This is a genomic window from Stratiformator vulcanicus (genome assembly GCF_007744515.1).
In the GTDB taxonomy this organism is placed as follows: domain Bacteria; phylum Planctomycetota; class Planctomycetia; order Planctomycetales; family Planctomycetaceae; genus Stratiformator; species Stratiformator vulcanicus.
Genome location: NZ_CP036268.1, coordinates 951072 through 973849, shown reverse-complemented (window position 1 = coordinate 973849; position 22778 = coordinate 951072). Strand labels below are relative to the sequence as shown.

Genomic DNA, 22778 nt, shown 5'->3' with positions numbered 1-22778 from the left:
GACACGCGAAATCGATGATACGGATTCGATCATGCGGCCTATTTTGATTGACTGCGACTCGTGAACTCTCCCTGGCAAACACTCCGCGGTCACAATGACCGCATCGAACAGTTTCGCCGTGCGGCCTCTCGGGGTCGGATCGCGCAAGCGTATTTGCTGGTCGGCCCCGGCGGAATTGGTAAGCGGTTGTTCGCCCGGATTTGCGCGCAGTGTTTTTTCTGCACGGAAACGCCTCCGGACGAATTGGAGGCCTGCGGCCATTGCCCGTCGTGCGTGCGCATGGCCTCCGGGACGCATCCCGATCTCGTCGAGATCGGGTTGCCTGACGGAAAACGTCAACTGCTGATCGAACAGTTCGTGGGAGATCGGGAATCGCGGGGCCGACAGGGTTTGTGCCACGAACTCGCCCTCTCTCCGACGGAAGCCAGACGCAAAGTTGCCGTGATCGATGCGGCCGATCGTATGGGCGAGGAGGCGGCGAATGCCTTTTTGAAAACGCTCGAGGAACCGCCCGCCGACGCGTTGATGTTTCTGATCGCCGAATCGACCTCGGCGATCCTGCCGACGATCCTTTCGCGCTGCCAAACGGTGCTTTTCCCGCCGCTGACCGCCGAAATCGTCGCGGAACTACTGCTTCAAAGCGAGACGGTCGACAACCGTGACGAAGCGATCTCGATCGGACGGCTCTGTGAGGGCAGTCTCGACACGGCCGCAACCTTGCTCGACCCCGGCTTACGAGAACTCAAATCAGATCTCGACCGCTCCCTCGATAAATTTCCGATCGACGCGGCCAGCATTTCAAAAATGGTGACTGAGAAGCTCGACGCCGTCGGCGATACGCCCGCCCAGCGGGCGGCGATGTCCTGGGTGATTCGCTTTGCCGTCGACCACTACCGTCGCGTTCTCCGCGCTGCGTCCGGTTCGCCGACGGACGGGGCCGTTGATTCTTCACGACTGAGCACTCAACTTCGGAACAATTCGGTTGAATCGGCCGATTTCATCGGTGATTGCATTGAACGATTGGCGGAAGCCGACCTTTCGATTTCGCGGAATGTGTCGCTGCCCCTGTGCGTCGAGACCTTGTTTGCCGATCTCGCGCGCGCCATGCGGCGGATCGCGTAACGCGGACGACATTCGCAGAATCACGTTTGATGTCGGCGAGACGCCGCTCGCTTTTCGATCGTCACTTCAATCGAAGTTCGCACAAACTCGCACGCCGCTCGTTTCCCTGAGTGAGGCTCCGTCGTGTAACGTAATTATCGCAACGAACGGGTATCTCGCTCGGCCCCAAATGCGGTCGGGTTGCCAAATTGATTTTTTCCTCCGCCCGATTGAGTGGCTGAACCCTTTCCAGAAATTGCCCAGCGGGATGTCGAAACCGGACACAACTACAACCGCGATGGATGCCGACGTTGCGACCGCGACCCCGGAGCGGGCCCCCACCGCCTACGTCGTTCGCTACGGGATCATGCGGCACCTTGGGGAATTCTCCGTCCGCGGAGCCGATCGCTATCGTCGCGGCGACGAGGTCGTCGTTCGAACCAACCGCGGCGTCGAATGGGGTGAGGTTCTCTGCCCGGCGGGAAAACGCACCCGCAAGTTTCTCGGGGGCGACTCCGGCAGTGGGAAAATCCTGAGAGAAGTCTCGGTTCAGGACCGGCAATCGCGAGATGAAGCTGCACCGATCGAAACCCAGTTCTTTCGTGAAGCGGATGAGATGATCCGCGAATGGAAGATGCAGATGAAGCTCGTCGAATGCGAGCGGATACTCGGCGGGGAACGCCTCCTGTTCTATTACGTCGCCGAGCAGCGGGTCGACTTTCGGGAATTGGTCAAGGCGATGGCGAAGCGGTTCAAGTGCCGCATCGAACTGCGGCAAATCGGCGTCCGGGACGAAGCGAAATTGCTCGCCGATTACGGCGACTGCGGTAAGCCGGTTTGTTGCAATACGCATCTGACCGAGATGCCCCCGGTTTCGATGAAGATGGCCAAATTGCAGAAGGCGACGCTCGACCCGAACAAGATTTCCGGCCGATGCGGACGTCTGAAATGCTGCCTCCGGTACGAATACGACACCTACGAAGCCCATCGGAAGGAATTGCCGAAGGTCGGGGCGACGGCGGTCACGAAAATCGGCGAGGGCAAAGTCATCGCACAGGAACTGCTGGCGCGAAAAGTGATCGTCCAATATGAAGGAGGCCGGCGGGTTCTGACTGACGAAGCGGAAATCTTGACGGTCATCAAAGGTGGCAATCGCGATGCGAAGAAGTCCTCCCAGCAAAAGCCGACGGACAATCCGGCTGCGGGAGCCGATTCGCAAAAGGATTCCGAACAGTAGTCGGGCCGACGGCAGGGGGTGTTTTCCGCCCCGTGACTTCGGTATATTTGAGTCATAGTGCTTGACGGAGCAACGGTTCGGTCGATCTCAACGCAGTTTCGATTTCGCCGATCTCCGTACAACAAAAGACGGTATTCCTCCGAGCGATTTGGCTCGGTTTTGCGGGTATATCTTATGGCCAGTCTGACCGAGCGACCCACCCGCACCAAGCCCCGCTATCATCGGAACGCGTATCACTTCGTGTTCACGGCCCTGCAGCACGCTCAAGAGAAATTGCAGCGCACGGCAGCTCACGTCGTCGAGGAAGAGGAAGCCCATATCTCCGGGCCCGAATTATGTCTGGGGCTTCGGGAACTGTCGCACGACAAGTTTGGACTGCTCGCTAAGACGGTGCTTGAGCAATGGGGAATTCGGTCCACCGACGATGTGGGTCGCATCGTCTTTGAATTGATCGAGCGCGGAGAGATGCGGAAAACGGATCGCGATCGGCTCAGCGATTTCGCGGACGTATTCGATTTCGAGCACGCCCTCGTTGATGATTACCGGATCGACACCTCGCACGCCTTCCGCGGTTCAGCCTGATTTCGTAGACTGTCCGCCCGTCAACAGTTTGGTGAATTGTCGATAAGGCAATTGCTGAAGACGTGAAGAGAGTTCGGCGGTGGTCGAGCAAACATCGCTCCGAATCAGCTTTGTTTCCACTCGCACCGAAGCGAGTCTCGCATCCGGTTGAATCCTACGAGGGCCTGATGCCCGATACTGCCACTGCAAGGACGGCAACATCGCAGCCGAGCGAATCGGTCGATCAGGGCATTGATGCCGCTGAACCGGACCGCGTTGCCAATCGCCACCGCGTCATCGCTTTCGTGATTTGCCTCGCGATCGCCCTCGTTTGGTGGGTATTTCTGGTGACGATCGCGATTCGGACTGCAAATCCGATCACGCTCAACGTGATGCAGCTGCGAAATTCAGATGCCGTTCTCGTCGGGGAGATCACTTCCAAAGACGAGGTTCGAGTCGAAACCGTGATTGTCGGCGATCCAATTTCGACCGAGACGATTCGCGTCCTGAACCTCCCCGAAGTCAGTGCCCCGACACAATCAACCTACCTGCTGCCGTTACAGCTTGCGGCAGGGGGCGGGTATCGCGTGACGCCGACGCGACTTCCCAACGGCCTGCCGCTCATCTATCCCGAAGGCGATTGGACAGTCGAGGATGTCGAGCGAATCATGCGAACGAGCGGCTCGGCGGACGATCCGCCGGTCGTCGCGCCAGTCATTGGCGAGGAGAAATGAAGTCGTTTGAGGGCGAAGCCGGAACTGGTGCTGACTCGGTCGGCCCCATTTACCTAAAGTTTGCAGGTCGACGAATTTTCGAAGCCGTCGGCATCGGCACGGTGTGAGCTAACGGAGAGCAGCGACTTCGGTCAATCCCCGGCGGCTTTAAACAGTTCGCCGATAGCTAACGTCAAATTACTGAAGAAGCCGTCGATTGATCGTCGGCCGCAACTTGCTGTTGATGAATATCAGTTGCGAACGGATTCCAGTTGCGAACGGATTTCAACGGAGAGAGCGGATGACTGTCCCGCAAGTATTCCCGAGCTTTGCGGCTCGCGCAGCGATCATGCTGGGTATGGCCGCGTGCGGCCTGCAAGCTGGTGCGGCCGATGCTCCGACCCCGGAACTGGCGCTGTCCTTTCAGCCGAAGCACCGGGGAGTCGATGTCGAAACTCCGGCGAAAAATCAGTTGCCCAACTGCAAGGTGACGGTCGAACGCTCGGGCAAACTGTCGGGCTGGATCGTCGTCGGTCCCGAAGGACAGGTGCTCCGCCGCTTCGTCGACACCAACGAAGACAACGTGGTCGACAACTGGCGGTATTACAACCGCGGGTTGGAGGTCTATCGCGATATCGATTCCAACAACAACGGCAAGATCGACCAATTTCGCTGGCTCAACAGCGGCGGCACCCGCTGGGGGATCGACCGCAATGAAGACGGGACGATCGACGAGTGGCGAATGCTCAGCCCGGAGGAAGCCAGCAAGGTTGCGGTCGAAGCAATTGTGGCGGGTGATGCCGCGGCGCTGCAAACCGTTCTGATCTCACCCGAAGAGTTGAAGACGCTCGGTATTGCCGAAGAGTTGGCGGTCGAAATCAAAAGGTCGGTCAGCAATGCCGCAGGCAAAATGCGAGCAGCGGCGGGCAATTCCAAAGTGATCGGACCAACCACGAAATGGATGCGGTTCGACAGCGCGGTCCCCGGTTTGATTCCCGCCGATGAAGGCAAGTCGAAACGCGACCTGCTCGTTTACGAGAATGCGATGGCGATCGTCGAGACGAACGGCGAACCCGGTTTGGTTCAGGTCGGCGAGATGATTCGTATCGGCGAAGTCTGGAAGCTCACCCAAATTCCTGAACCTCTCGGTAGCGGAGCGGTGCAGGTCATCGCGGGCGGAATTCTGATGCAGCCCTCGGCGACGGCCGTCGGCGGCGACCCGGCACCGGAAGGTCTGTCCGATAACGTTCGCGCTCTACTGGAACAACTTCAAAAGCTCGATGCGGCCAGTCCCACGCCGAATGATTCCCCGGAGAAGTTCGCTTCTTACAACGTGCAGCGGGCGAAGATTCTGCAGGGGCTTGTGGCAGCGGCCGACACCACGGCTGAAAAAGAACAGTGGACGGCACAGGTTGCCGATAGCCTCGCCGCCGCCGTGCAGGCAGGCCAATACTCGCAAGGGCTCGAACAATTGCGACGGCTCGAGCAACAAACTCGCTCCCTGTCAGAAGAGTCGTCGATCCTGCCATACGTGATGTACCGTCGGCTGCTCTCCGAATATTCTGAGCGACTGCGGGGGACGGATTCGGAAGAGCGAACCGCCGTGCAAAAATGGTGGCTCGGCGAATTGAAGCAATTTGCCGAAAAATACCCGGAAGCCGACGACACGACCGAAGCCCTGATGCAACTGGCAATCTCCAAAGAATTTGCCGGTGAAATGGCCGAAGCGAATGCCTATTACGCCAAACTGGCGAAAGCGTTTCCGGACAGCCCGGCCGGGCAACGGGCCCGCGGTGCCGTTCGCCGACTCGGTTTGAAGGGTCAGGTGCTTCCCTTCTCGGGCCCCAGCCTCGGCGGGGGTAATATCGATCTTGCGTCGTTCCGCGGGAAGGCCGTTCTGATCCTGTTCTGGTCGACCTGGTGCAAACCATGCGCTGAAGACCTCCCCCAAATTATGGACCTGTATGCGAAGTTCCGAGGTCGCGGCTTCGAAATTATCGGCGTCGCGCTCGATGATTCGCCGGAGCCGGTCGCCGAGTACCTCCGGCAGAAAGGGATTCGCTGGCCTCAAGTGTATGAGCGAGGCGGGTTCGACGGAGGACCGGCACTCGATCTCGGCATCGTGTCACTTCCGACGATGATCCTCGTCGGACCGGATGGCAAAGTCGTCAGCCGCAATATCTCGGTCGACGATCTCCGCGAGGCATTGCCGGAAGTTCTTAAGTAACCGGCTTCTTGAGCGGCATCCGAGAAATATCCATCAGCAGGGCAGGGAGGCTTTAGCTGTGACGCGTTATCGATCTGTATTGCTCAGCGGCATCGTGATGATCGGCTCAACGATTCTGGCCGGTTGCGGCGGACCGCTGACCCGAACGCAATCGTTTCACGGCGCGCAGCGGATTGTCGTGACGGACGCGAAGTCGTTCGGCAAAGAGACGCTGCAAGAAGCTCGCCCCCCGTCGGAGATCGCCGATCCCAGCCGGCTCGCCGCGTTTGAGGACTTCCTTGAACGGCATCAAGATGATTGGAAGCGAGTGCGAGATGATCCCCGCACGTCGCGATTCCAACTCGAACTTCAAGCCGATGGCCGGACGCTGACGACGTTCTGGTTCGAGGCGGGCTACCTCCAGCGTCACGATGGCGGCAAGCGCATCTCGGCGATCAGGCTCTCAACGGAAGAAACGGCGGAACTCGCCTCTGCGCTGGGATTACCACCTCACCTGATGATGTGATGCCCGCAAACAAGCCCGCAGCGCAAGCAAGGGACCCGGTACTGTGCGCGGATAAGTCGTGAGAAGCGGCGTGTCAAAGATGCGGGCGAAAGAAACTGCCTGCCTGCCCCCATCACATTCAACCAGCGGAATGTTACGTCCCTTGCTCGCGCTGCGGGCTTGTCCTGTGAGACGCCCTATTCACTTCCGACCGGGCGATTCATCAGCGCGTCGGTTGCCTCAAGAGGCGATTTTCCCTCGAACAGCATCGCGGCGATTTCGCGAGTGATCGGCAGGTCGATGCCGCGTGAGACCGCCAGTTCGTGAACGCTCCGTGTTGTCGGAACGCCCTCGGCGACCTTCGGTGTCGAATCGAGAATCTGCTGCAATGTTTCGCCGCGACCGATCCGCTCTCCGAAACCCCGGTTCCGGCTGTGTCGGCTGAAGCAGGTCGTCATCAAATCGCCGATGCCGGCCAGTCCCGCAAACGTCTCCGGATCGGCGCCCAGCGACTGACCGAATCGACCGATCTCGACGAGGCCGCGGGTAATGAGCGCACTCTTAGCGTTATCTCCATATCCGAGGCCGTCGCTGATGCCCGCGGCGATCGCGATCACATTCTTGAGCGCGCCGGCAAATTCGACGCCGACTAAGTCGGGATTGGTGTAAACGCGAAAGCGATCGGTCGTGAAATCCTGCTGGACCTGCGCGGCGAATTGATCGTCACTGGCAGCCACGACGACGCTGGCCGGAAGTCGCAAACCGACCTCTTCAGCGTGACTGGGGCCACACATCGACGCGACGGGACGCTCCCCCAACACCTGGAGCAAGATTTCCGTCGGTCTCCGAAATGTGCCGATCTCAATCCCTTTGATCACGCTGACGATCGGACATTCCGGGGATACCAATTCAGCGAAGGGTTTCATCGTGGCCGACAGAAACTGACTCGGAACCGCCGCCACCAGCATAGCGACATCAGCAACGGCAGCCGCCCGGTCTGATGTGATCTCGACGACGTCGGGGATGGGAACGTCGGGGAGGTATCGTTCGTTGCGACGGCTCGTCTGCATCGCGTCAGCCAGTTCAGGCTCACGCACCCAAAGAACGGGCCGTACTTCGTCGTTCTCGGCCAGCACGGTCGCGCACGCTGTGCCCATCGCCCCGCCGCCGAGAATTGCGATTCGCCGCGTTGCCATGTCCGATTCGCCTTTAGCCTCTCGTCATGCAACTGCACAATCCGTCACAGACCGGCCAGTTCTTATAGTCGCGCTAGATGACCAATGCGGGGATGTTTCGCGATTGAAACTAACCGGCAGGGCCGAATCAGGTTGCCCGATGCCTCCGGCGGGGTATTTTTCGAGGCGCGTCCCGAAAGTCTTCTCAGGATGCCGAACGTATCACGTCTCACGTCCACATTTCTCGCCCCGCGGGAGCATCGTAATGGAACAGGTCATCGATCAGAAGGAAGCCGGTTTTGTTGATCGGCGGCGTCAGGACTCTGGCCGCAATGCCGGCCCCGAACGACGCCAGTTTCGTAACAATTACGGCAACGATCGTCCGGAAGTCGCCGAATTGGGCGAAGCGATCGATCAATACAAGATGATGCACCGCCGTCGCTTCATCACCTTCGAAGAACTCTACGGCGTCATTGAGGGCCTCGGTTACCACAAGTAACCGCGACTGTCACGGCGACGCAGATTTTCCCCCGGCACCGTTTCGGCGTAGGCTAGTCGTATCGATCTTGATACGGAGAGAGTCCCGATGCGTGTGCGCTTCCTTGTCGCCTGTCTCGCCGCCGGATTCATCGCGACGACTTGTTACGGAGCCAACCCGGTTCCGAAGCTCGACGGCGATTGGTGGCGCATTGCGTCCAATCCCGACTTGGGCGAGCTGACTTCGCCGAAGCAGCAACCGGTCGACTTCGCTGTCTGGCAGGCTGCCGACGGCACATGGCAACTCTGGTCATGCATTCGCCACACGAAGGAAGGCGGTCATACCCGCCTGTTCCACGCGTGGCAGGGGAAAGCGCTGACCGATTCCGACTGGTCGCCCCGCGGCGTGGTGATGCGGGCGAAGCCGGAACTCGGCGAAGTCGAAGGCGGCTTGCAGGCTCCATATGTCGTCAAACAGAACGACAGTTACGTCATGTTCTATGGCGACTGGGAGCGGATTCGCATTGCTTTTTCCAGCGACGGGAAAGAATTCACACGCTCGTCTGCGATGGTGACGAACCCGGCCGATGCGTACCTCTTCAGCGACGGAATCGGCAACAATACCCGCGACCCCATGCTGATTGAGATCGGTGGCGTGTGGCACTGTTATTACTGTGCGGAGCGAACTTCGGGAGGCTTTTTCGTTCGCCGCTCCAAAGATCTGCTCGGCGACTGGGGCCAAAGTAAGCCCATCAAAGTGTGTTCACTCGGCCGCCCCGGCAAGAATTGGTGGCAGGCCGAATGTCCGCACGTCGTCGAGCATGACGGGTGGTTTTTTCTCTTCCGCACGTCGCGCTACGATGACGAACCGATCACGACGGTCTATCGTTCGAGAGACCACCTCGATTTCGGCATCGACGACGACTCCAAAATCGTGGCCACGTTGCCCCTTGCCGCCCCCGAGTATATCCGCGTCGACGGACAGGATTATCTCGCCGCACTCACGCCGCAGCTTGACGGTATTCGAATCGTCAAGCTGCGTTGGGACGGCGAGTAGAGCCGGCGAATCGCGATTGGCCCTCTCTGTTTCTCTCATTTTTAATTGTATTGCTGATCTATGCGTAAAGCCGGAGAGATTACGGGCGGTGAGTTGGCCCACCGTTTCGCCGAAGTCGCCTTGGCCGATCGGCTCAACGTTCGAATCGAGCAGGCCGGCGAGGACCAATGGACGGTCTGGGCGATTGACGAGGACGAACGCGATCGCATCGCCGCGGAACTCGAAGCGTTTCTGGCTGACCCGGAGAGTGACCGGTACGCCGATGCTGCGGAAAAAGCGCAACAGCGTCGTCGCGAAGCCGAGCTTGCCGCCAAAGCGTCTCGGAAACGTCAGATCGACCTGAAGCAGCGCTGGTCGGGGCCGTTGTGGAAACGCTGCCCGGTTACGGTCGGGCTCGCCGCCATCACCTGCCTGGTGGCCCTACTCACCTTCGATCCGGGCGAGGGATTCTTTAACGGGTTCGGACGCCTCGAACGCCCGGTTCGCATGCTGTTGCTGATCACGACCTATCAGGAAGCTGACCGCCCGGGTTGGATCGAATTTGACGGGTTGGAACCGATTTGGGAGGGCCAGATCTGGCGCGTCTTCACGCCGATGTTCCTGCACTTCGGATTACTTCACCTCACGTTTAATTTAATGTGGTTGTGGACGTTGGGGGCGTCGATCGAATTACGGCGTGGCGGGCTCCGGCTACTTCTGTTGGTCTTAACGATCGCCGCGATCTCGAATCTTGCCGAATACAATTGCTCGTTCGAACTATCGACGGGATTCAGCTTTAAAAAGAGCGTGCTGTTCGGCGGCCTGTCGGGAGTGAATTACGGACTGTTCGGCTATCTCTGGGTCCGGGCCAAGACCGATCCCCGTAGCGGATTCATCATGCCGCAACAGACCGCCGTCTTAATGATGATTTGGCTCGTCATTTGCACGACCGGGGCCATCGGGCCGATCGCCAACGTCGCCCACTTCGTGGGACTCGCCGTCGGAGCGGCGATCGGTGCCGTGCCGTGGTTGCTGAGTCGACTTCAACGAGTTTAGTTGGTCGTCGTAACCTGGTCTGTTCCAAGCAGTAACCAACGCGGCCAACAAGAGACCAACGCCGGTCAACTTCGCGAGTATTGCCGCGTCTTCCTGAGCGCCAAGTAACGAGAAAAAATACTTGTCGTCGATGGAAGCGGCACGCGTCAAATGGTCATGTGCATCCGGAATTCGATAAATCAGATCATCACAGATTTGGCAACTCAATAGCAGTGCAAAGGCTCCGACTGCGAGCTTCACAGAATTACTCGCACGATGCCGATATCTGATCGCTATAACGATGCCGGACAGATATACAAGGCACTGAACAATGACGATCACCGCTCTCACGATGAACCAAAAGTCTTACTGTCCCATGACGTGCCCTTCTCACTCAAAACGGCTCGCGCTTTAGTGGTTCATCAAAAAGAATCCGATTCAGAATTAAGCGGTTTGCTGCTCTTTTATTTCAAGGTCAATGCAACCCAAAGAAAACAGAGACCGAGAGCGCGAAATAAGCCTGAGCCGCAATAGACGAGAAAAAACAGCAGGTCGACTTCGCCGAAAACAGGAGTGAAAACCCACTCCGGCAAATCAATTGCAGCGGTCAATGAATAGATGAAGAAAATCGTTTCGCCGACCGTCAAAAAAGTTGCACCAATTAAGGCTGTGAACTTTGACTCAGTTGATAATTCCGCGCGCGACAACACGATGACCATCCCGATGACCACGGCAAAGAAGACAGGTCCGGACGCCAGCAGGTCGGCGACAAAAAATTCGTCGAGCATGTGTCGTTGCTTTCGTTAGACCCATAAATTCTGAGCTACTCGCCAAGACCAATCGCTCAATTGAGCATCTACCAAAACAGCAATTTCACCCGCACGGCTTCGACGAAGTCGCCGAACCAGACGTACCACAGGGGTCTGTCGCCGCAATCGATTCGGGCCACCACGGTGGCTCCGGGTCGCAGGGGCGGGCGGCGATCGCCGACGATTGCCGCCGACAGTTTGACGGCGGACGGTTCCGCATCGTAGGCCTCGGCCGTCAGCGAGACTTCGGTCAGGACCGCGTCGTAGGTCTTCTCCGGTTCCGTCGCGAGCAAGAACTGGATAGAGATCGAACCCTGAGTTTCGTCGGCTTCAGCTTGCTCCATGGCGGCGAGCAGATCGCCGATCCGTTCATCGGGCAGACGCAGTTCCAGTTCCCACTCACCGGACAAATCGGCAAGAGTGAGCAATCGCTGACCGCGAACGACCGGCCGGCCCGGTCGAAGCTGCTCGACGTCCCACGTGAGCAGTGTTCCCGCGATCGGTGCGCTCACGCGCAAATGATCCCGCTCCCGTTCGATGATCTCTGCCTGCTCTTGCAGTCCTTTGACCCGTTCGATGAGTTCCGACTCCTCCGCAGCCAGCTTCGCCCCTTCGGTCAGACGATCGGCACCACCCGATCCCGACGCCCGCAGCGCGCGAATCGAAGCGAGACGCTCCAGCGAACTTTGCAACTCGCCGTTGACGCGTTGCCGTTCAACTTCTAATTCCGGCGATTCGAGTTCGATGACCGCTGCGCCGGCCGCAAGTTGCTCGCCGGTTTTGGCAATCGCTCTGACGATGAACGCGTCGCGGGGAGCGAAGATGTCACGCTCGTTGACCGGGCGAAGTTCGCCTCGGGCTCGGACACGGAACGGCATCTCCACGACAAACAGCGAGAGCACCGCGGCGGCTAGAATCGCGGTCGCGAGGGCGGTTAAAACGACCCGACTCGGGGCGAACAGCCGCATGACTCGACGCAGCAGCACCGCGAACAGACCGGTTCCGGCTTCGTCGCAATTGGAAAAGGCCAGCGCGGCATGAGGTAGTAACGCACTGAGCCGATCGATCGAGATCGAAGCGGGCGGAGGTTCTTCCGACCCGTCTTGATCAGAATGCCCATCGTCGTCAGATTGCTCTCTTGAGAAATTCTCTGCAATCAAAACCGCCACCGCACGCTTGTCCGACGCGGCCCGGCAGGGTGCCGCAGCTAATTCTTCGACCGGCGAGACCTCGGCGTAACGGTCCCACGCCCTTTCGAGACGCGCGTCGACTCCCGTATCGCCGCCGACATCTGGGTCTTGGTCGGCGGCGTGTCGCTGAGTCGCTGTGTGATTTTTGACGATCATCGAATCCTGACGGGCAACCCGCCGCGCCAGTGTCTGCAACCGAGAAATGATATCGGAGCGTCGGGAAAACGTGTCGAGACCGCTGACCGCGAGCACCCGGCCTGTTCGACCATCGACGACCGTTAAACGGTCGCATCTCACGACCGCCCGCCCCTCATTGGCTACGGCCGTTGCCACCCGCTTGGGATTCAGTGATGCGTGGACTTCTCGGGCATAAACATCGAGACGACTTTCTAGCTCGACCCGCCCGCGGAGCCGTCGCAGTTCGCCGCGGCGAAAATAATCCTCGGCGATTTCGGCGAACGAACGCAGCACTTCCTGCCAGCGAACTCGGGACTCCGACCCGGCGAAGGTATTAAGGAACAATTCGATGACGCGGGCCGAGCCGACCGTGGAATAGAGCGGAACCAAGGCGACGACGAACTTCGACTTATTCGACGTCTGTTCGGCGTCAGCTTCTTCGGTGTCGGGCAGAACGAGCCTGATGCGCCGATGTTGTGCCGCGTCCCGCACGAGTTCAGCGTGTGATGATAGCGGGGCTTCGGAGTCGAGAGCGTCGGAGTGAGGCGCCGCGCTCTGATATAGGACCACCGCGTCGTCTTTTTCGACGGACCAGTAGCGCACGCTGTTCGCGGGCGTTGCCGTCGCAAGTTGCTCCGTGATCGCTTTGGCGAAGACCTGCTCGTCCGGTGAGCGGTCGGTCAAGGCGGCCAGCCGGTCGAGGGCGTCTTCGATCCGCGGCCAGTCGAAGTCGCCCTCGTTGGTGGTCGTGGTTGCCGCCTCGCGTTGCACCGGCCTGGCTCAGTCGTGTCGCCTAAAATCAGGTCGTCCGCGCCGCACGACGGCGAACGATTTCGACCCCGCTTCCATCACGGATTGCCGAAATTTCTGTTCCAAGGGTACAGCGACCGGCCGAAATTTGTCAGCGATCGTTGCTCGGATTTCCGAGTCGTCCTTCTCACTGGCTGATGATTCGCCTCCCAATGATTCGCACACGACGGAGGAATCGTCAAAGACGCGCAAACGATCCTGTGTCGAAGGAACCAATCATCCGTTGAAGTTGGAGAAGTCGTCATCAAGCCTACTTCACGCTCAATCGGCTCGGTCCGACCGTCGATCTAAGAGATGATCAGTAGCTCTACTGCCGACCGAATGCGTTGCGCCGGACCGCTGCCATTAAGCCCGTAAGCAGATGAAACGTCGTGATCTGTATCCCGAAAAACGACCGTCGCAATGACCGTCCGGGCATCAGCCTCGCTCGCGGGGTTCTGATGCTGTTGGCAATCGGCACGATGGCCGGACTCACTTCCGGCTGCTCCTCGTACGATTGGTGGCGGCTCAAGAATGACAACGCTTACGGGAACACGCACCCGCAAGAGCCGATCGTCAAAGTCGCTTATGCGCCGGATGTGCGAGTCGCACCGACACCCGATCCGAATCCGATCACGACGCCGCGGCCCCGCACGATCGCTCGCGATCCCGACGGGCCGATCGAATATTGGGACATGACGCTCGACGAAGCCGTGCAGTATGCCTTGGCGAATGCCAAGGTCATGCGTCGGCTCGGCGGCCGTGTTCTCTCAGCCCCCGATACGGTGCAGACCCGCTACGAAACGGCCATCCAATACACCGACCCGCGAAGCGGTCCGGAAGCAGCTTTGGCCGCATTCGATGCCGAGTTTGCCACGCGGGCGTTCTTCGAAAACAACGACCGCTTCACGAACAACCTGTTCTTCGGCGGCGGCACAACGATTTTCCAGCAAGACCTTAATATCTATCAGACCGAACTGCGCAAGACCGCCGCAACGGGTACGCAGTTCTTTCTGCGAAATAACACCGAATACGACAACAACAACGCACCGGCCAACGTCTTTCCGAGCTTCTGGCAGACGAACATTGAGACCGAAATCCGTCAGCCGTTGCTCCAAGGCAGCGGCGTGTTGTTTAACCGGATTGCCGGACCGGACGGCTCAGCCGGAATTTATTCTGGTGTGATCATCGCGCGGACGGACAACGACATCACCCAAGCCGAGTTCGAAACCGCGCTCAGAGCCTTCATGAGCGACGTCATCAACAGCTATTGGGAGCTGCACTTCGGCTATCGGGAGCTGGAAGCGCTCAAGAAGGCACGTGACCGGGCTCAAGAGACTTGGGAATCGTTTGACGCGTTGCTGCAGGAAGATCGCGTCGACTCTGATCGCGAAGCACTCGCCCGCGAACAGTACTTCCGCTTTCAGCAGGACGTCGAAGTGGCGCTCGCCGGACGCCCCGGCACGGCCACTCAGACCGGTTCAGGCGAGGGGGGCGGTACGTTCCGCGGCTCAGGCGGTGTGCAATCGGCCGAGCGACGGCTTCGACTGCTGATCGGTGCCCCGATCAACGATCATCGCATGATCCGGCCGGTCGAATCGAACGGCGAACGGCCCGAAATCATCTTCGATTGGGAAGCCATCACTGGTGAGGCGCTCGGCCGACGTCCGGAAATCCGTCGACAGAAGCTGACGATCAAGCGTCGCGAAATGGAATTGGCCGCCGCGAAGAACTTTCTTTCGCCGCGTCTCGACGCCGTCGGACTGTATCGCTGGAGAGGTTTCGGCGACGACCTGCTCGATTACAACGCGGGGGCGACTGCCGCCGGGGGCACGGCCGATCTCGACAACGCCGTCGACAGTCTTGTTCACGGCGATTTCCAAGAGTGGCAACTGGGCGTCGAATTCTCGATGCCGATCGGGTTCCGCCAAGGACACGCCGCGGTGCAGAACGCCGAGTTGCGGATCGCGCGGGAACGGGCCGTACTGCGCGAGCAGGAACGCGAGATCGTCTATAACCTCAGCGACGCGATCGCCGACAAAGACCGCGCTTATCAAACGGCACAGACGAGCCTGAACCGCTATAAAGCCGCCTACAATTTGCTCCGGTCACTCGAAGAGCAGCGCGAACTTGGACGAGATATCGACCTCGACCGACTCCTCGACGCTCAGCGCCGGCTGGCCGACGCGGAATCGGAATTCTTCCGGTCGATGACCTCCTATGAGATCGCGCTTAAGAACGTGCATTTTGAGAAGGGTTCGCTGTTCGACGAATTCGGTGTCCTCCTGTCCGGACACGAGGAGCCGACGGCCGCTTCTCCAACTCATGCTAGGACCGTTCCCGATCAAATGCTGCCGCCGGCACCCGAGAGCGCCCCTGAGCCGTCAGCGGAACCCATGCCGACCTTCGGTGATGCCGAGACCCGGTCATCGGGGATCGATCGAGAGTTGGACGACGAAGAAATCGCACCGGCCTACGGACCTTAGAGCCATCCGCGATGGAGAGTCATCCAGCGCTGACTCAGGCTGACTTGCTGATCGGCAGATCGGCGCAAGCGGGCGACGCGATCGGCAGAATCATCGGGCGATCGTGCTCGTTGCCGGAATCAGCCGACAATTCTTGAGTCCACGCCTCGACACAAGCCTGTAAAATGACGGCGGCGCGGCTGGCCTCATCCTGCGCTACCTCGGTGATGAAATGACCGGTTGCCGACAGGGTCACGGTTTCATCGGGCGTGATGCGGCGTTCGATTCCGACGTGCCATCGTTGACCGATCCCGTTGAGAACCGGCTCATCCTGTCGCCACTGTCGGATCGTGCGGGCACCGAGCTCATCATTCTCGGAGAGCGTCAATTCGTCGCCGCCGACCTCCCGGAGCAGATCAACGGCAACATTCCAACCGGTCACGTTCGGTCGCGGCAGCGTCAGTCGACGTCGGCTGATCACGCCGGATGCTTCGGCAATCACGCCCGCGACGGTTTGCGCTTTGCGAAATGCCAACAGTGTTTCGTGATGGCCGAACACCCGGCCGACGATGAGTGAGATCAGCAGCGCCGCGCAAAGGCCCATTCCGAGAAGGTCATTCTTAAATACGATCGTCGCCACAGTGATGGCTGCGGTCATGGACGACAGGGCCGATACGACGAGCAACGTCTGAAAGCGGCTCAGCCCGCGGTCCTGAAGTCGATGATGCAAGTGCAGGCGATCTCCTTCGCCGATCCCTTTGCCCGACAACGTCCGCCGCAAGATCGCCATCATCACGTCGAACGCCGGAACGCTAATTAATATCAGCGGCATCGCCAAAGCGAAGCCGGTCGCGGTCTTCATCGATGATTGAATCGAGAGTGCCCCGATAAGATAACCAATCAGCAGGCTGCCGGAGTCGCCAAGAAATATCTTGGCGGGCGGCAGGTTGTAGCAGAGAAATCCGACGATGCTGCCGGCCGTCATTAGCGCGAGGACAGAGGTCGTTTCCATTCCCAACCGATGGGCGACGACCGCGATGGTTGCCGTTGCGATCAGTCCGAGGGTACCGGCCAGACCGTCGAGTCCGTCGATTAAGTTGACGGCGTTGGCACAGGCCGTCAGCCAGAAGATGGTGAAGACCGTGCCGGTCCCGCCCAGCGTGATGTGAAAGCCGAGGAACTCAAACCAATCGATCGGCTGACCGAACACGGCAAAGGGAACGGAGGCAACGATCTGCCCAACGAACTTTGTCCACGGACGGACGGGGAAAATGTCATCCCACAGGCCGATTGCTGCAAACAGCAAAGCGGAACAGAACAACGATATCGACTGCTGCGTCAGATAGGGCGAGTCAGCCCAACCGGTCATCCACAAAATAATGGCCGAAGTGCTTACAAATGCGGTGAGCACGCCGACGCCGCCGAGGACCGGAATCGGACAAGCGTGCGCTTTGCGCCCGCCGTCGGGCCGGTCGTGTAAATCGATGTTTTTTGCCACCCAAATGGCGGCAGCGGTTGCGACGACCGATCCGAGAACTGCGAGCGCACCGGCGATCACGGCTGTCGAAGAAACAAGTTCAGGAAGGCTCGCCTGCCACATGGTGCTGATTGTGCAATCCGTCAAACGGGGCAGTTGAAAGGGATTTATCGCCGAGTTGTGTCGGGCGAAGTCGGCTCGTCGAGTCGTGCCGCCACGCGCGATGCGTCCGTGGCCTCAAACGCCGCATCGCGGCTTAGCATCAGGTACTTCGCACTCACCTCGGACCGCGGCAGGCCGACGACCCGATACCCTCGTTGCAATAATTCGGCGAGAAGCAAATTGGTTTTTCCACGGGCGGAAAAATAGGTTTCGACCAAAACGGTGTCGATGCCACTTTCGTCAACACGTTTGGCAAAAGAGATTGAATGAGGCAGCGTCAGTGATCGCCCCGGCTGGGCATACATTGCGACACGCGCAGCCGTATGCGTTGCGGCGAGTGATGAATCATCCGGAAGTGATGCGGCAATCAGATGCCCGAGCCGCTGCTCTGCGAAACCGTGCGGGTCGTCCCGCATGGTGATCCACGCAAGCCCCGCGACGCCGCAGCAGCCGATCAGTCCGCCGGCGATGGCGACCTTGGCCTGTTCGCCGATCTTCAGTCGGCGAAAAATCGCCGTCGCGACGAGTAGCAATCCCTGCCCGGCACATCCGGCTCCGATGAAAAAGACGGCGAAGAAATAGCGCCCGTTAATTTGGCCGAAGCGTTCCTGACGCAAAACGACGGCAGCGGCGATTGCCAACGCCATCGCCGCCAATACGAGTTTGTCCCGTCGGATCACGAGGTGACGCCAACGGATCAGTGCGGCGAGCATCAGCAAAGCGATCAACGGGTTGAGCGCTGCGCTCAGATCATTGATGAATAGCACTTGCAAGGGCCGCCGATCGGAGGCAATGTCGTGCTTCGCTCTGGCCTTCAATGCTTGTTCGGCCCGTTCGGTCGACGTGCCTGAAACCGCGGAAACGTGAATTGCTGTTGGCGCGGTCGGCACATTGGCGAGCGCCGATCGCCCCTCCAAATCGTCACGCGTTTCCAGATTCGGTTCAGAACGATTTGTCTTAGAGCTTGATGGCGTTGCTGCAAGTGCGGTCTCGGTCGGAGGTGCATCGACCGTTCGTTGCCAGCCGAACACAAGCTGCAGAGGCGCCAGTCGACCCCACTCACATCGTGGGTGACCGGCCAGCAAAGTGCAGTTGACGAGCAACAAACAGGCCGGGAGTACGAGGAAGGCCGTTGTTAATCCGCCAAGGGAGACACGCCACGATCCGCGGTCCACCCACCAGCGCCCGAGCGGCCATCCGATCGCAGGCACAAGCAGCAACCACCCCTCGCTTCGGGTGTGAATCGCCAAGGTCATGGCTACTCCCGCGAGCAGGAAGTATCGCCATTTTTGTTCAGCCGCAGCACGCCAGAAGCAATAAAGTGCGGCTACGAACATCAGGTAAAACAAAGATTCTCTGAGCGGTTCGACGGAGAGACGCACCAGCCGCGGATGCAGAGCGAATAGCAGGCAGGCGGCTAACGCAACCTGATCGTCGTACATGCGACGAACCCAGCCGAACAGCAGCGGGACCGTCAATCCGGCGGACACAATTCCGATCGCTGTCCCGGCGGCCAAGGGGTCGATACCGCACGCCTGTGCCGCGCCAAGGATCGCCGTGAACAAGTTAAGATTCAGATATTCGAACGCATCGAACAGGTTCCCGTCGACTAACGACTGGGCGACTGCCGAATAGTAAAACGCGTCTCGCACCGGCGGCGCATCGTCGTAAAGGGATGCAAGCCTCAAGATGACCGCGAGGACCGTCAGACCGATGAGCAATTGCCAGGTCAGTCGGCTCAGCGAATCATCGCGCTGTGTGGTCAACGGATCATCATAGTCCGCCGCAGGCGTTGTCTGAAGAACGGACGCCGCATGACACATCCACGACATTGTCAGTCCCGGCCTACAGTCATCGACGTTCGAGCGGATGAGAAATCGGCCCAACGCAAAAAGCGAGGTCTGTCGGACCAAAAGGTCAGGCCGACGCGGCTTGTAGGAAATTCATTGGCCAGCCACAAGACGTTCACAACAGAATCGCTTACGCCGAGGACGCAATGAGCTCCGCGGACTGTTTTCGGGGCCGATCCGTCCGGTCTTCTCCTGATTTGTGACGCGATTCATCGACATTGACGTGTCTACGGGCCCGGAACTAGCTTCGCCAAGCCGAACTTCAGATTCGCCAGGAACAAACGGTCCGCTTGGTCGGACGACATTCACGGATGACTATTGTGCCCGATCACGGCAAGCCGCGAATTCTCATCATCAATCGCAGTTACCCTCCGGGCCCGGGGGCGACCGGGCGGATCGTGCGTGATCTCGCCGAAGATTTGACCTCCGAATTTGATGTGACCGTTCTTGCCGGCCCGCTCGAAAAGCGGGACAAAAGCGATGCAAAGGCTGCGCGGAACACCGTCGATGAAGCGGCCACCGCTTCGCCTCAGCAACCGCGTGTGATCCGCGCTGCCGGCACGACGCTGGGGAAGGGATCAATGCTCGGCCGCATTGCCGATCTCACCTCGTTTCTGATGGCGGTAACCCTGCGGGGCCTTTGTCTTGGCCGACCTGACATTGTTCTCGTGATGACCGATCCACCGATGCTCTGCCTGACCGGGGCACTGCTCAAATTCCGCTTCGGCGCGAAGTTGGTCATTCACATTCAGGACCTCCACCCGGACGTGGGCGTCGCGATCGGCAAACTTAAGGACTCCTTCCTCACACGCTGCATCTCGCGTGCCTTCCGAATAAGTTACCGCCGAGCGGACCGTGTTTGGGCGGTTAGTCGAGATATGCGCGACGAACTTGCCAGCCAGGGAATTCAAACTGACAGGCTGGAATATGTACCGAATTGGTCGGACGGTCGATTCATCGAGCCGCTTGATAGTCAAGCCGCTTCCGAAGCGAATGGGTCCGAGAATCTTCGACCATTCCGGATACTTTATTCCGGGAACATCGGCCTGACTCAGCCGCTCGATCAACTCGTGGATGCCGCTGATCTGCTGCGGCACCGGCCTGATATCGAAATTGTGATATCGGGCGACGGTGCGGGTCGGCCCGCTTTGGAGCAGAGGTTGCGCGGATCGTCGTCGAACATCCGTCTGATGCACCCCTCAGCCGAATTCTCGCTGTCGGAACACTTGTCGACAGGAGATCTCCATTTCGTCCCGCTGGCCATCGGGGTCGATCGGTTTCTCATGCCGTCAAAACTGTACGCCGCGATGGCGTCGGCCCGCCCGGTGCTGGTGACCGGTCGTGCGGGAACAGAGTTGGTCGAAATTGTGCGTTCGGCCGGACTCGGCTTCGTGGCCCCACCCGATGACGCGGCCTGTCTGGCACGGCGGATCGAACAAGCCGCAGACCTGCGCGAGACAAATATCGCGATGGGCCAGCGTTCGCGTCGGCTGTTCGAGGCAAGATTCGACCGTCCGCCGTCCACCGAGCGAATCCGTCGCCGCCTCCGCGCCCTGATCAGTCGGGATGAAACCGTTCATGAAGCCCCGCCACGACCTAAATTTGTCCAGTTCTCTGGAAGATGGACGATTTCAGCTTCGGCAACAAAATCGAACCGTCGATTATCCGACTAAAACGGCTTGACCTTTGCAAAAGGTTCAACCTACAAACCCGCCGCGGAAAGTGGAGGCCGCCCGACGGGCTATCCGACAGCAGGCATCCAATCGAACTGCGTTTTCTTTGTCTCTCCACATTTACAGGATTTGAGAAATCACGATGTCCGAAACACAGAAGACCGCCTTCGTCACCGGAATCACCGGTCAGGACGGAAGTTACCTTGCCGAGTTGCTGTTGGAGAAAGGCTATAAAGTTCATGGCCTGATTCGTCGGTCGAGCACCTTCGGCATGGAGCGCATCTCACACCTGTGTAAAGAAGAATCAGAAGACACCGATCAGGTTTGCCTGCACTACGGCGATCTGACCGACGGCCTGTGCCTGCGTCGAATCATCAGCGAAATTAATCCCGACGAAGTTTACAATCTCGGCGCTCAGTCGCACGTCCGAGTCAGCTTCGACATGCCGCTCGAAACCTGCGACGTCAGCGGATTGGGAACCGCCCGTTTGCTCGAAGCCGTTCGCGACTGCCAAGAAAAGTCAGGCCGCGAGATTCGATACTACCAGGCATCGACGAGCGAACTATACGGCAAAGTCGTCGAGACGCCGCAGAAGGAAACGACTCCGTTCTATCCGCGAAGCCCTTATGGCTGTGCGAAGCTCTTCTCGCACTGGCTCACAATCAATTACCGTGAGTCGTACAACATGCACGCTTCGAGCGGGATTCTGTTTAATCACGAATCGCCTCGCCGCGGCGAAACGTTCGTGACCCGCAAAATCACGCGAGCCGTCGGCCGAATTAAGGTCGGGCTTCAAGACAAGCTCTTCATGGGCAACATCGATGCGATGCGTGACTGGGGCTTCGCCGGCGATTACGTCAAGGCGATGTGGATGATGCTCCAGAAGGACACTCCGGACGACTACGTGATCGCCACCGGCGAAATGCACTCCGTTCGCGAATTCCTTGAAATCGCCTTCGGACGCGTCGGGCTTGATTACAACGACTACGTCGAAATCGATCCGCGTTTCTATCGTCCCGCCGAAGTCGAGTTGCTACTCGGTGACCCGACCAAAGCAAAAACGCAACTCGGCTGGGAACTGGAAGTTTCCTTCCAGCAGCTCGTCGAAATGATGACTGACACCGACGTTGAGAAAGCCGAGCGAGAACTCGCCGAATCGAAACGTGTGACCTCGGTGAAACTGAAAGCCGCCTAATCGCTCGGACGATGAAATCGCAATAGCGAACTCGCCCGGCACATCTGCCGGGCAAGTTTGCTTTTTACGCCTGCCACTAAAGTTCCGCTTTCCTGATCGTCACAGGTCCGACTGATGTTGCAACATTTTCAAGAGCTGTGGGCGCTACGACATTTCTTAGGAGCGCTCATAGCACTGGACTTAAATTCCAGGTATCGCGGCTCAATCATCGGCCTGGGCTGGTCAGTGGCACAGCCCTTAGCCATGGCAGTCGTACTATGCTGCGTGTTTCAAACACTGTTCGGAATGAACACAAGCGATTTTGGACCACGCCTGCTGGCGGGGCTGAGCATGTGGGCCTTCATAACCACCTGCGCCATCGGCGGGTGTACTGCATTTCTCAGCAACGTCGCCTTTATCAAACAACGGCGATCCCCCGGAACGCTTTATCCATTGCGAGTTGTCGGGGCCGCGGCGGTCCATCTTCTGATTACACTGACTGTTAGCGTCATTGCCAACGCCGCTTTCAACGGACCTTCAAAGCTTATCGGCCTGCTTTGGATTCTGCCTATCGCCGTACTTCTTGTTGTCATCGGCTGGCTCATCGCGATTTGCTTAAGCTATGCCCATGCCTATTTTCGGGACACCGCGCACTTGGTCGACATCCTCCTCCAAGTCGCTTTCTACCTATCACCGATCCTGTATCCGCTGTCTCTGCTTGAAGGGCGAGGGATCGGCTGGATTGTCAAGTACAATCCGTTCGGCGCGATCGTCGAAGGTTTGCGGGCACCACTGCTTTGTTATCCGAGTGCGCCAACCGGCGTTTACTTTTCAATCCTTGCGACCGTGGTATTACTCGGAAGTCTAGCTATCTATCTTACCGTCAAGTACGAGCACAGAGTCGTCTTTCGTGTTTGATGATGCGGAACTGGCTCAACGTACCCGATACAGCTTAGCGAGCAGGCG

Annotated in this window: 18 protein-coding genes; 13 read left to right on the top strand and 5 right to left on the bottom strand. The window is 58.8% G+C overall.

From position 1 onward, the window contains the following. The first annotated feature begins 60 nt into the window (after positions 1 to 60). From Pan189_RS03615 to Pan189_RS03590, 6 genes are all read left to right on the top strand, one after another. Positions 61 to 1122, top strand: a complete 1062-nt coding sequence (locus Pan189_RS03615; protein WP_310821039.1) for a DNA polymerase III subunit — start codon at positions 61 to 63, stop codon at positions 1120 to 1122. 247 nt (positions 1123 to 1369) lie between these two features. After that, positions 1370 to 2338 (top strand): PSP1 domain-containing protein, encoded by a 969-nt coding sequence (locus Pan189_RS03610; protein WP_310821038.1) that lies wholly within the window; start codon positions 1370 to 1372, stop codon positions 2336 to 2338. Positions 2339 to 2512: 174 nt separating this feature from the next. Next, entirely contained in the window at positions 2513 to 2920 is a 408-nt protein-coding gene (locus Pan189_RS03605) for a Minf_1886 family protein (RefSeq protein WP_145362599.1), read from the top strand. Positions 2921 to 3087: 167 nt separating this feature from the next. Further along, on the top strand, positions 3088 to 3633 hold the full coding sequence (locus Pan189_RS03600) for a hypothetical protein (RefSeq protein WP_145362598.1): 546 nt from the start codon (positions 3088 to 3090) through the stop codon (positions 3631 to 3633). 280 nt (positions 3634 to 3913) lie between these two features. After that, a complete protein-coding gene (locus tag Pan189_RS03595) occupies positions 3914 to 5839 on the top strand; it encodes a redoxin domain-containing protein (protein ID WP_310821037.1) in 1926 nt (641 codons plus the stop codon). A gap of 58 nt (positions 5840 to 5897) precedes the next feature. Continuing rightward, a complete protein-coding gene (locus tag Pan189_RS03590; protein ID WP_145362596.1) occupies positions 5898 to 6344 on the top strand; it encodes a hypothetical protein in 447 nt (148 codons plus the stop codon). Between the two features lie 176 nt (positions 6345 to 6520). On the opposite strand, the gene Pan189_RS03585 is transcribed toward Pan189_RS03590, so the two are convergent. Continuing rightward, on the bottom strand, positions 6521 to 7519 hold the full coding sequence (locus tag Pan189_RS03585) for an NAD(P)H-dependent glycerol-3-phosphate dehydrogenase (RefSeq protein WP_145362595.1): 999 nt from the start codon (positions 7517 to 7519) through the stop codon (positions 6521 to 6523). 244 nt (positions 7520 to 7763) lie between these two features. Here Pan189_RS03585 and Pan189_RS03580 point away from each other — a divergent pair, with 244 nt between their 5' ends. From Pan189_RS03580 to Pan189_RS03570, 3 genes are all read left to right on the top strand, one after another. Then, on the top strand, positions 7764 to 7997 hold the full coding sequence (locus tag Pan189_RS03580; RefSeq protein WP_145362594.1) for a hypothetical protein: 234 nt from the start codon (positions 7764 to 7766) through the stop codon (positions 7995 to 7997). A gap of 87 nt (positions 7998 to 8084) precedes the next feature. Then, on the top strand, positions 8085 to 9032 hold the full coding sequence (locus tag Pan189_RS03575; protein ID WP_145362593.1) for a glycoside hydrolase family protein: 948 nt from the start codon (positions 8085 to 8087) through the stop codon (positions 9030 to 9032). A gap of 60 nt (positions 9033 to 9092) precedes the next feature. Next, positions 9093 to 10067, top strand: a complete 975-nt coding sequence (locus Pan189_RS03570) for a rhomboid family intramembrane serine protease (RefSeq protein WP_145362592.1) — start codon at positions 9093 to 9095, stop codon at positions 10065 to 10067. 443 nt (positions 10068 to 10510) lie between these two features. Here the strand turns inward: Pan189_RS03570 and Pan189_RS03565 are convergent, their stop codons facing one another. Further along, complete coding sequence (locus Pan189_RS03565; RefSeq protein WP_145362591.1) at positions 10511 to 10834, bottom strand: hypothetical protein; 324 nt, start codon at positions 10832 to 10834, stop codon at positions 10511 to 10513. Positions 10835 to 10902: 68 nt separating this feature from the next. Then, the gene (locus Pan189_RS03560; protein ID WP_145362590.1) at positions 10903 to 12993 is read right to left on the bottom strand and encodes an efflux RND transporter periplasmic adaptor subunit; all 2091 of its coding nucleotides are present in this window, start codon (positions 12991 to 12993) and stop codon (positions 10903 to 10905) included. Positions 12994 to 13403: 410 nt separating this feature from the next. Here Pan189_RS03560 and Pan189_RS03555 point away from each other — a divergent pair, with 410 nt between their 5' ends. Beyond that, positions 13404 to 15497: a TolC family protein gene (locus tag Pan189_RS03555; protein WP_145362589.1), complete on the top strand. Its 2094-nt coding sequence runs from the start codon at positions 13404 to 13406 to the stop codon at positions 15495 to 15497. A 34-nt stretch (positions 15498 to 15531) separates the two neighbouring features. Here the strand turns inward: Pan189_RS03555 and Pan189_RS03550 are convergent, their stop codons facing one another. Both Pan189_RS03550 and Pan189_RS03545 read right to left on the bottom strand, forming a co-directional pair. Then, complete coding sequence (locus Pan189_RS03550; RefSeq protein WP_145362588.1) at positions 15532 to 17076, bottom strand: MraY family glycosyltransferase; 1545 nt, start codon at positions 17074 to 17076, stop codon at positions 15532 to 15534. A 44-nt stretch (positions 17077 to 17120) separates the two neighbouring features. Then, on the bottom strand, positions 17121 to 18947 hold the full coding sequence (locus Pan189_RS03545) for an ArnT family glycosyltransferase (protein ID WP_145362587.1): 1827 nt from the start codon (positions 18945 to 18947) through the stop codon (positions 17121 to 17123). A gap of 329 nt (positions 18948 to 19276) precedes the next feature. Between Pan189_RS03545 and Pan189_RS03540 the strand changes: the two genes are divergently transcribed. The 3 genes from Pan189_RS03540 (at position 19277) to Pan189_RS03530 (ending at position 22730) form a co-directional block, all read left to right on the top strand. Then, positions 19277 to 20638 (top strand): glycosyltransferase family 4 protein, encoded by a 1362-nt coding sequence (locus Pan189_RS03540; protein ID WP_145362586.1) that lies wholly within the window; start codon positions 19277 to 19279, stop codon positions 20636 to 20638. A gap of 142 nt (positions 20639 to 20780) precedes the next feature. Continuing rightward, entirely contained in the window at positions 20781 to 21833 is a 1053-nt protein-coding gene (gene gmd, locus Pan189_RS03535; protein WP_145362585.1) for a GDP-mannose 4,6-dehydratase, read from the top strand. Positions 21834 to 21947: 114 nt separating this feature from the next. After that, positions 21948 to 22730, top strand: coding sequence for an ABC transporter permease (locus Pan189_RS03530; protein WP_145362584.1), 783 nt, complete (start codon positions 21948 to 21950; stop codon positions 22728 to 22730). The last annotated feature ends 48 nt before the right edge of the window (positions 22731 to 22778 follow it).

What these genes read in the sequence shown, in the direction of transcription:
- Pan189_RS03610 (WP_310821038.1), top strand. Translation starts at nt 1,370, where the DNA reads ATGTCGAAACCGGACACAACTACAACCGCGATGGATGCCGACGTTGCG.
- Pan189_RS03605 (WP_145362599.1), top strand. Translation starts at nt 2,513, where the DNA reads ATGGCCAGTCTGACCGAGCGACCCACCCGCACCAAGCCCCGCTATCAT.
- Pan189_RS03600 (WP_145362598.1), top strand. Translation starts at nt 3,088, where the DNA reads ATGCCCGATACTGCCACTGCAAGGACGGCAACATCGCAGCCGAGCGAA.
- Pan189_RS03595 (WP_310821037.1), top strand. Translation starts at nt 3,914, where the DNA reads ATGACTGTCCCGCAAGTATTCCCGAGCTTTGCGGCTCGCGCAGCGATC.
- Pan189_RS03585 (WP_145362595.1), bottom strand. Translation starts at nt 7,519, where the DNA reads ATGGCAACGCGGCGAATCGCAATTCTCGGCGGCGGGGCGATGGGCACA.
- Pan189_RS03580 (WP_145362594.1), top strand. Translation starts at nt 7,764, where the DNA reads ATGGAACAGGTCATCGATCAGAAGGAAGCCGGTTTTGTTGATCGGCGG.
- Pan189_RS03575 (WP_145362593.1), top strand. Translation starts at nt 8,085, where the DNA reads ATGCGTGTGCGCTTCCTTGTCGCCTGTCTCGCCGCCGGATTCATCGCG.
- Pan189_RS03570 (WP_145362592.1), top strand. Translation starts at nt 9,093, where the DNA reads ATGCGTAAAGCCGGAGAGATTACGGGCGGTGAGTTGGCCCACCGTTTC.
- Pan189_RS03565 (WP_145362591.1), bottom strand. Translation starts at nt 10,834, where the DNA reads ATGCTCGACGAATTTTTTGTCGCCGACCTGCTGGCGTCCGGACCTGTC.
- Pan189_RS03550 (WP_145362588.1), bottom strand. Translation starts at nt 17,076, where the DNA reads ATGTGGCAGGCGAGCCTTCCTGAACTTGTTTCTTCGACAGCCGTGATC.
- Pan189_RS03545 (WP_145362587.1), bottom strand. Translation starts at nt 18,947, where the DNA reads ATGTCGTGGATGTGTCATGCGGCGTCCGTTCTTCAGACAACGCCTGCG.
- Pan189_RS03540 (WP_145362586.1), top strand. Translation starts at nt 19,277, where the DNA reads ATGACTATTGTGCCCGATCACGGCAAGCCGCGAATTCTCATCATCAAT.
- gmd (WP_145362585.1), top strand. Translation starts at nt 20,781, where the DNA reads ATGTCCGAAACACAGAAGACCGCCTTCGTCACCGGAATCACCGGTCAG.
- Pan189_RS03530 (WP_145362584.1), top strand. Translation starts at nt 21,948, where the DNA reads ATGTTGCAACATTTTCAAGAGCTGTGGGCGCTACGACATTTCTTAGGA.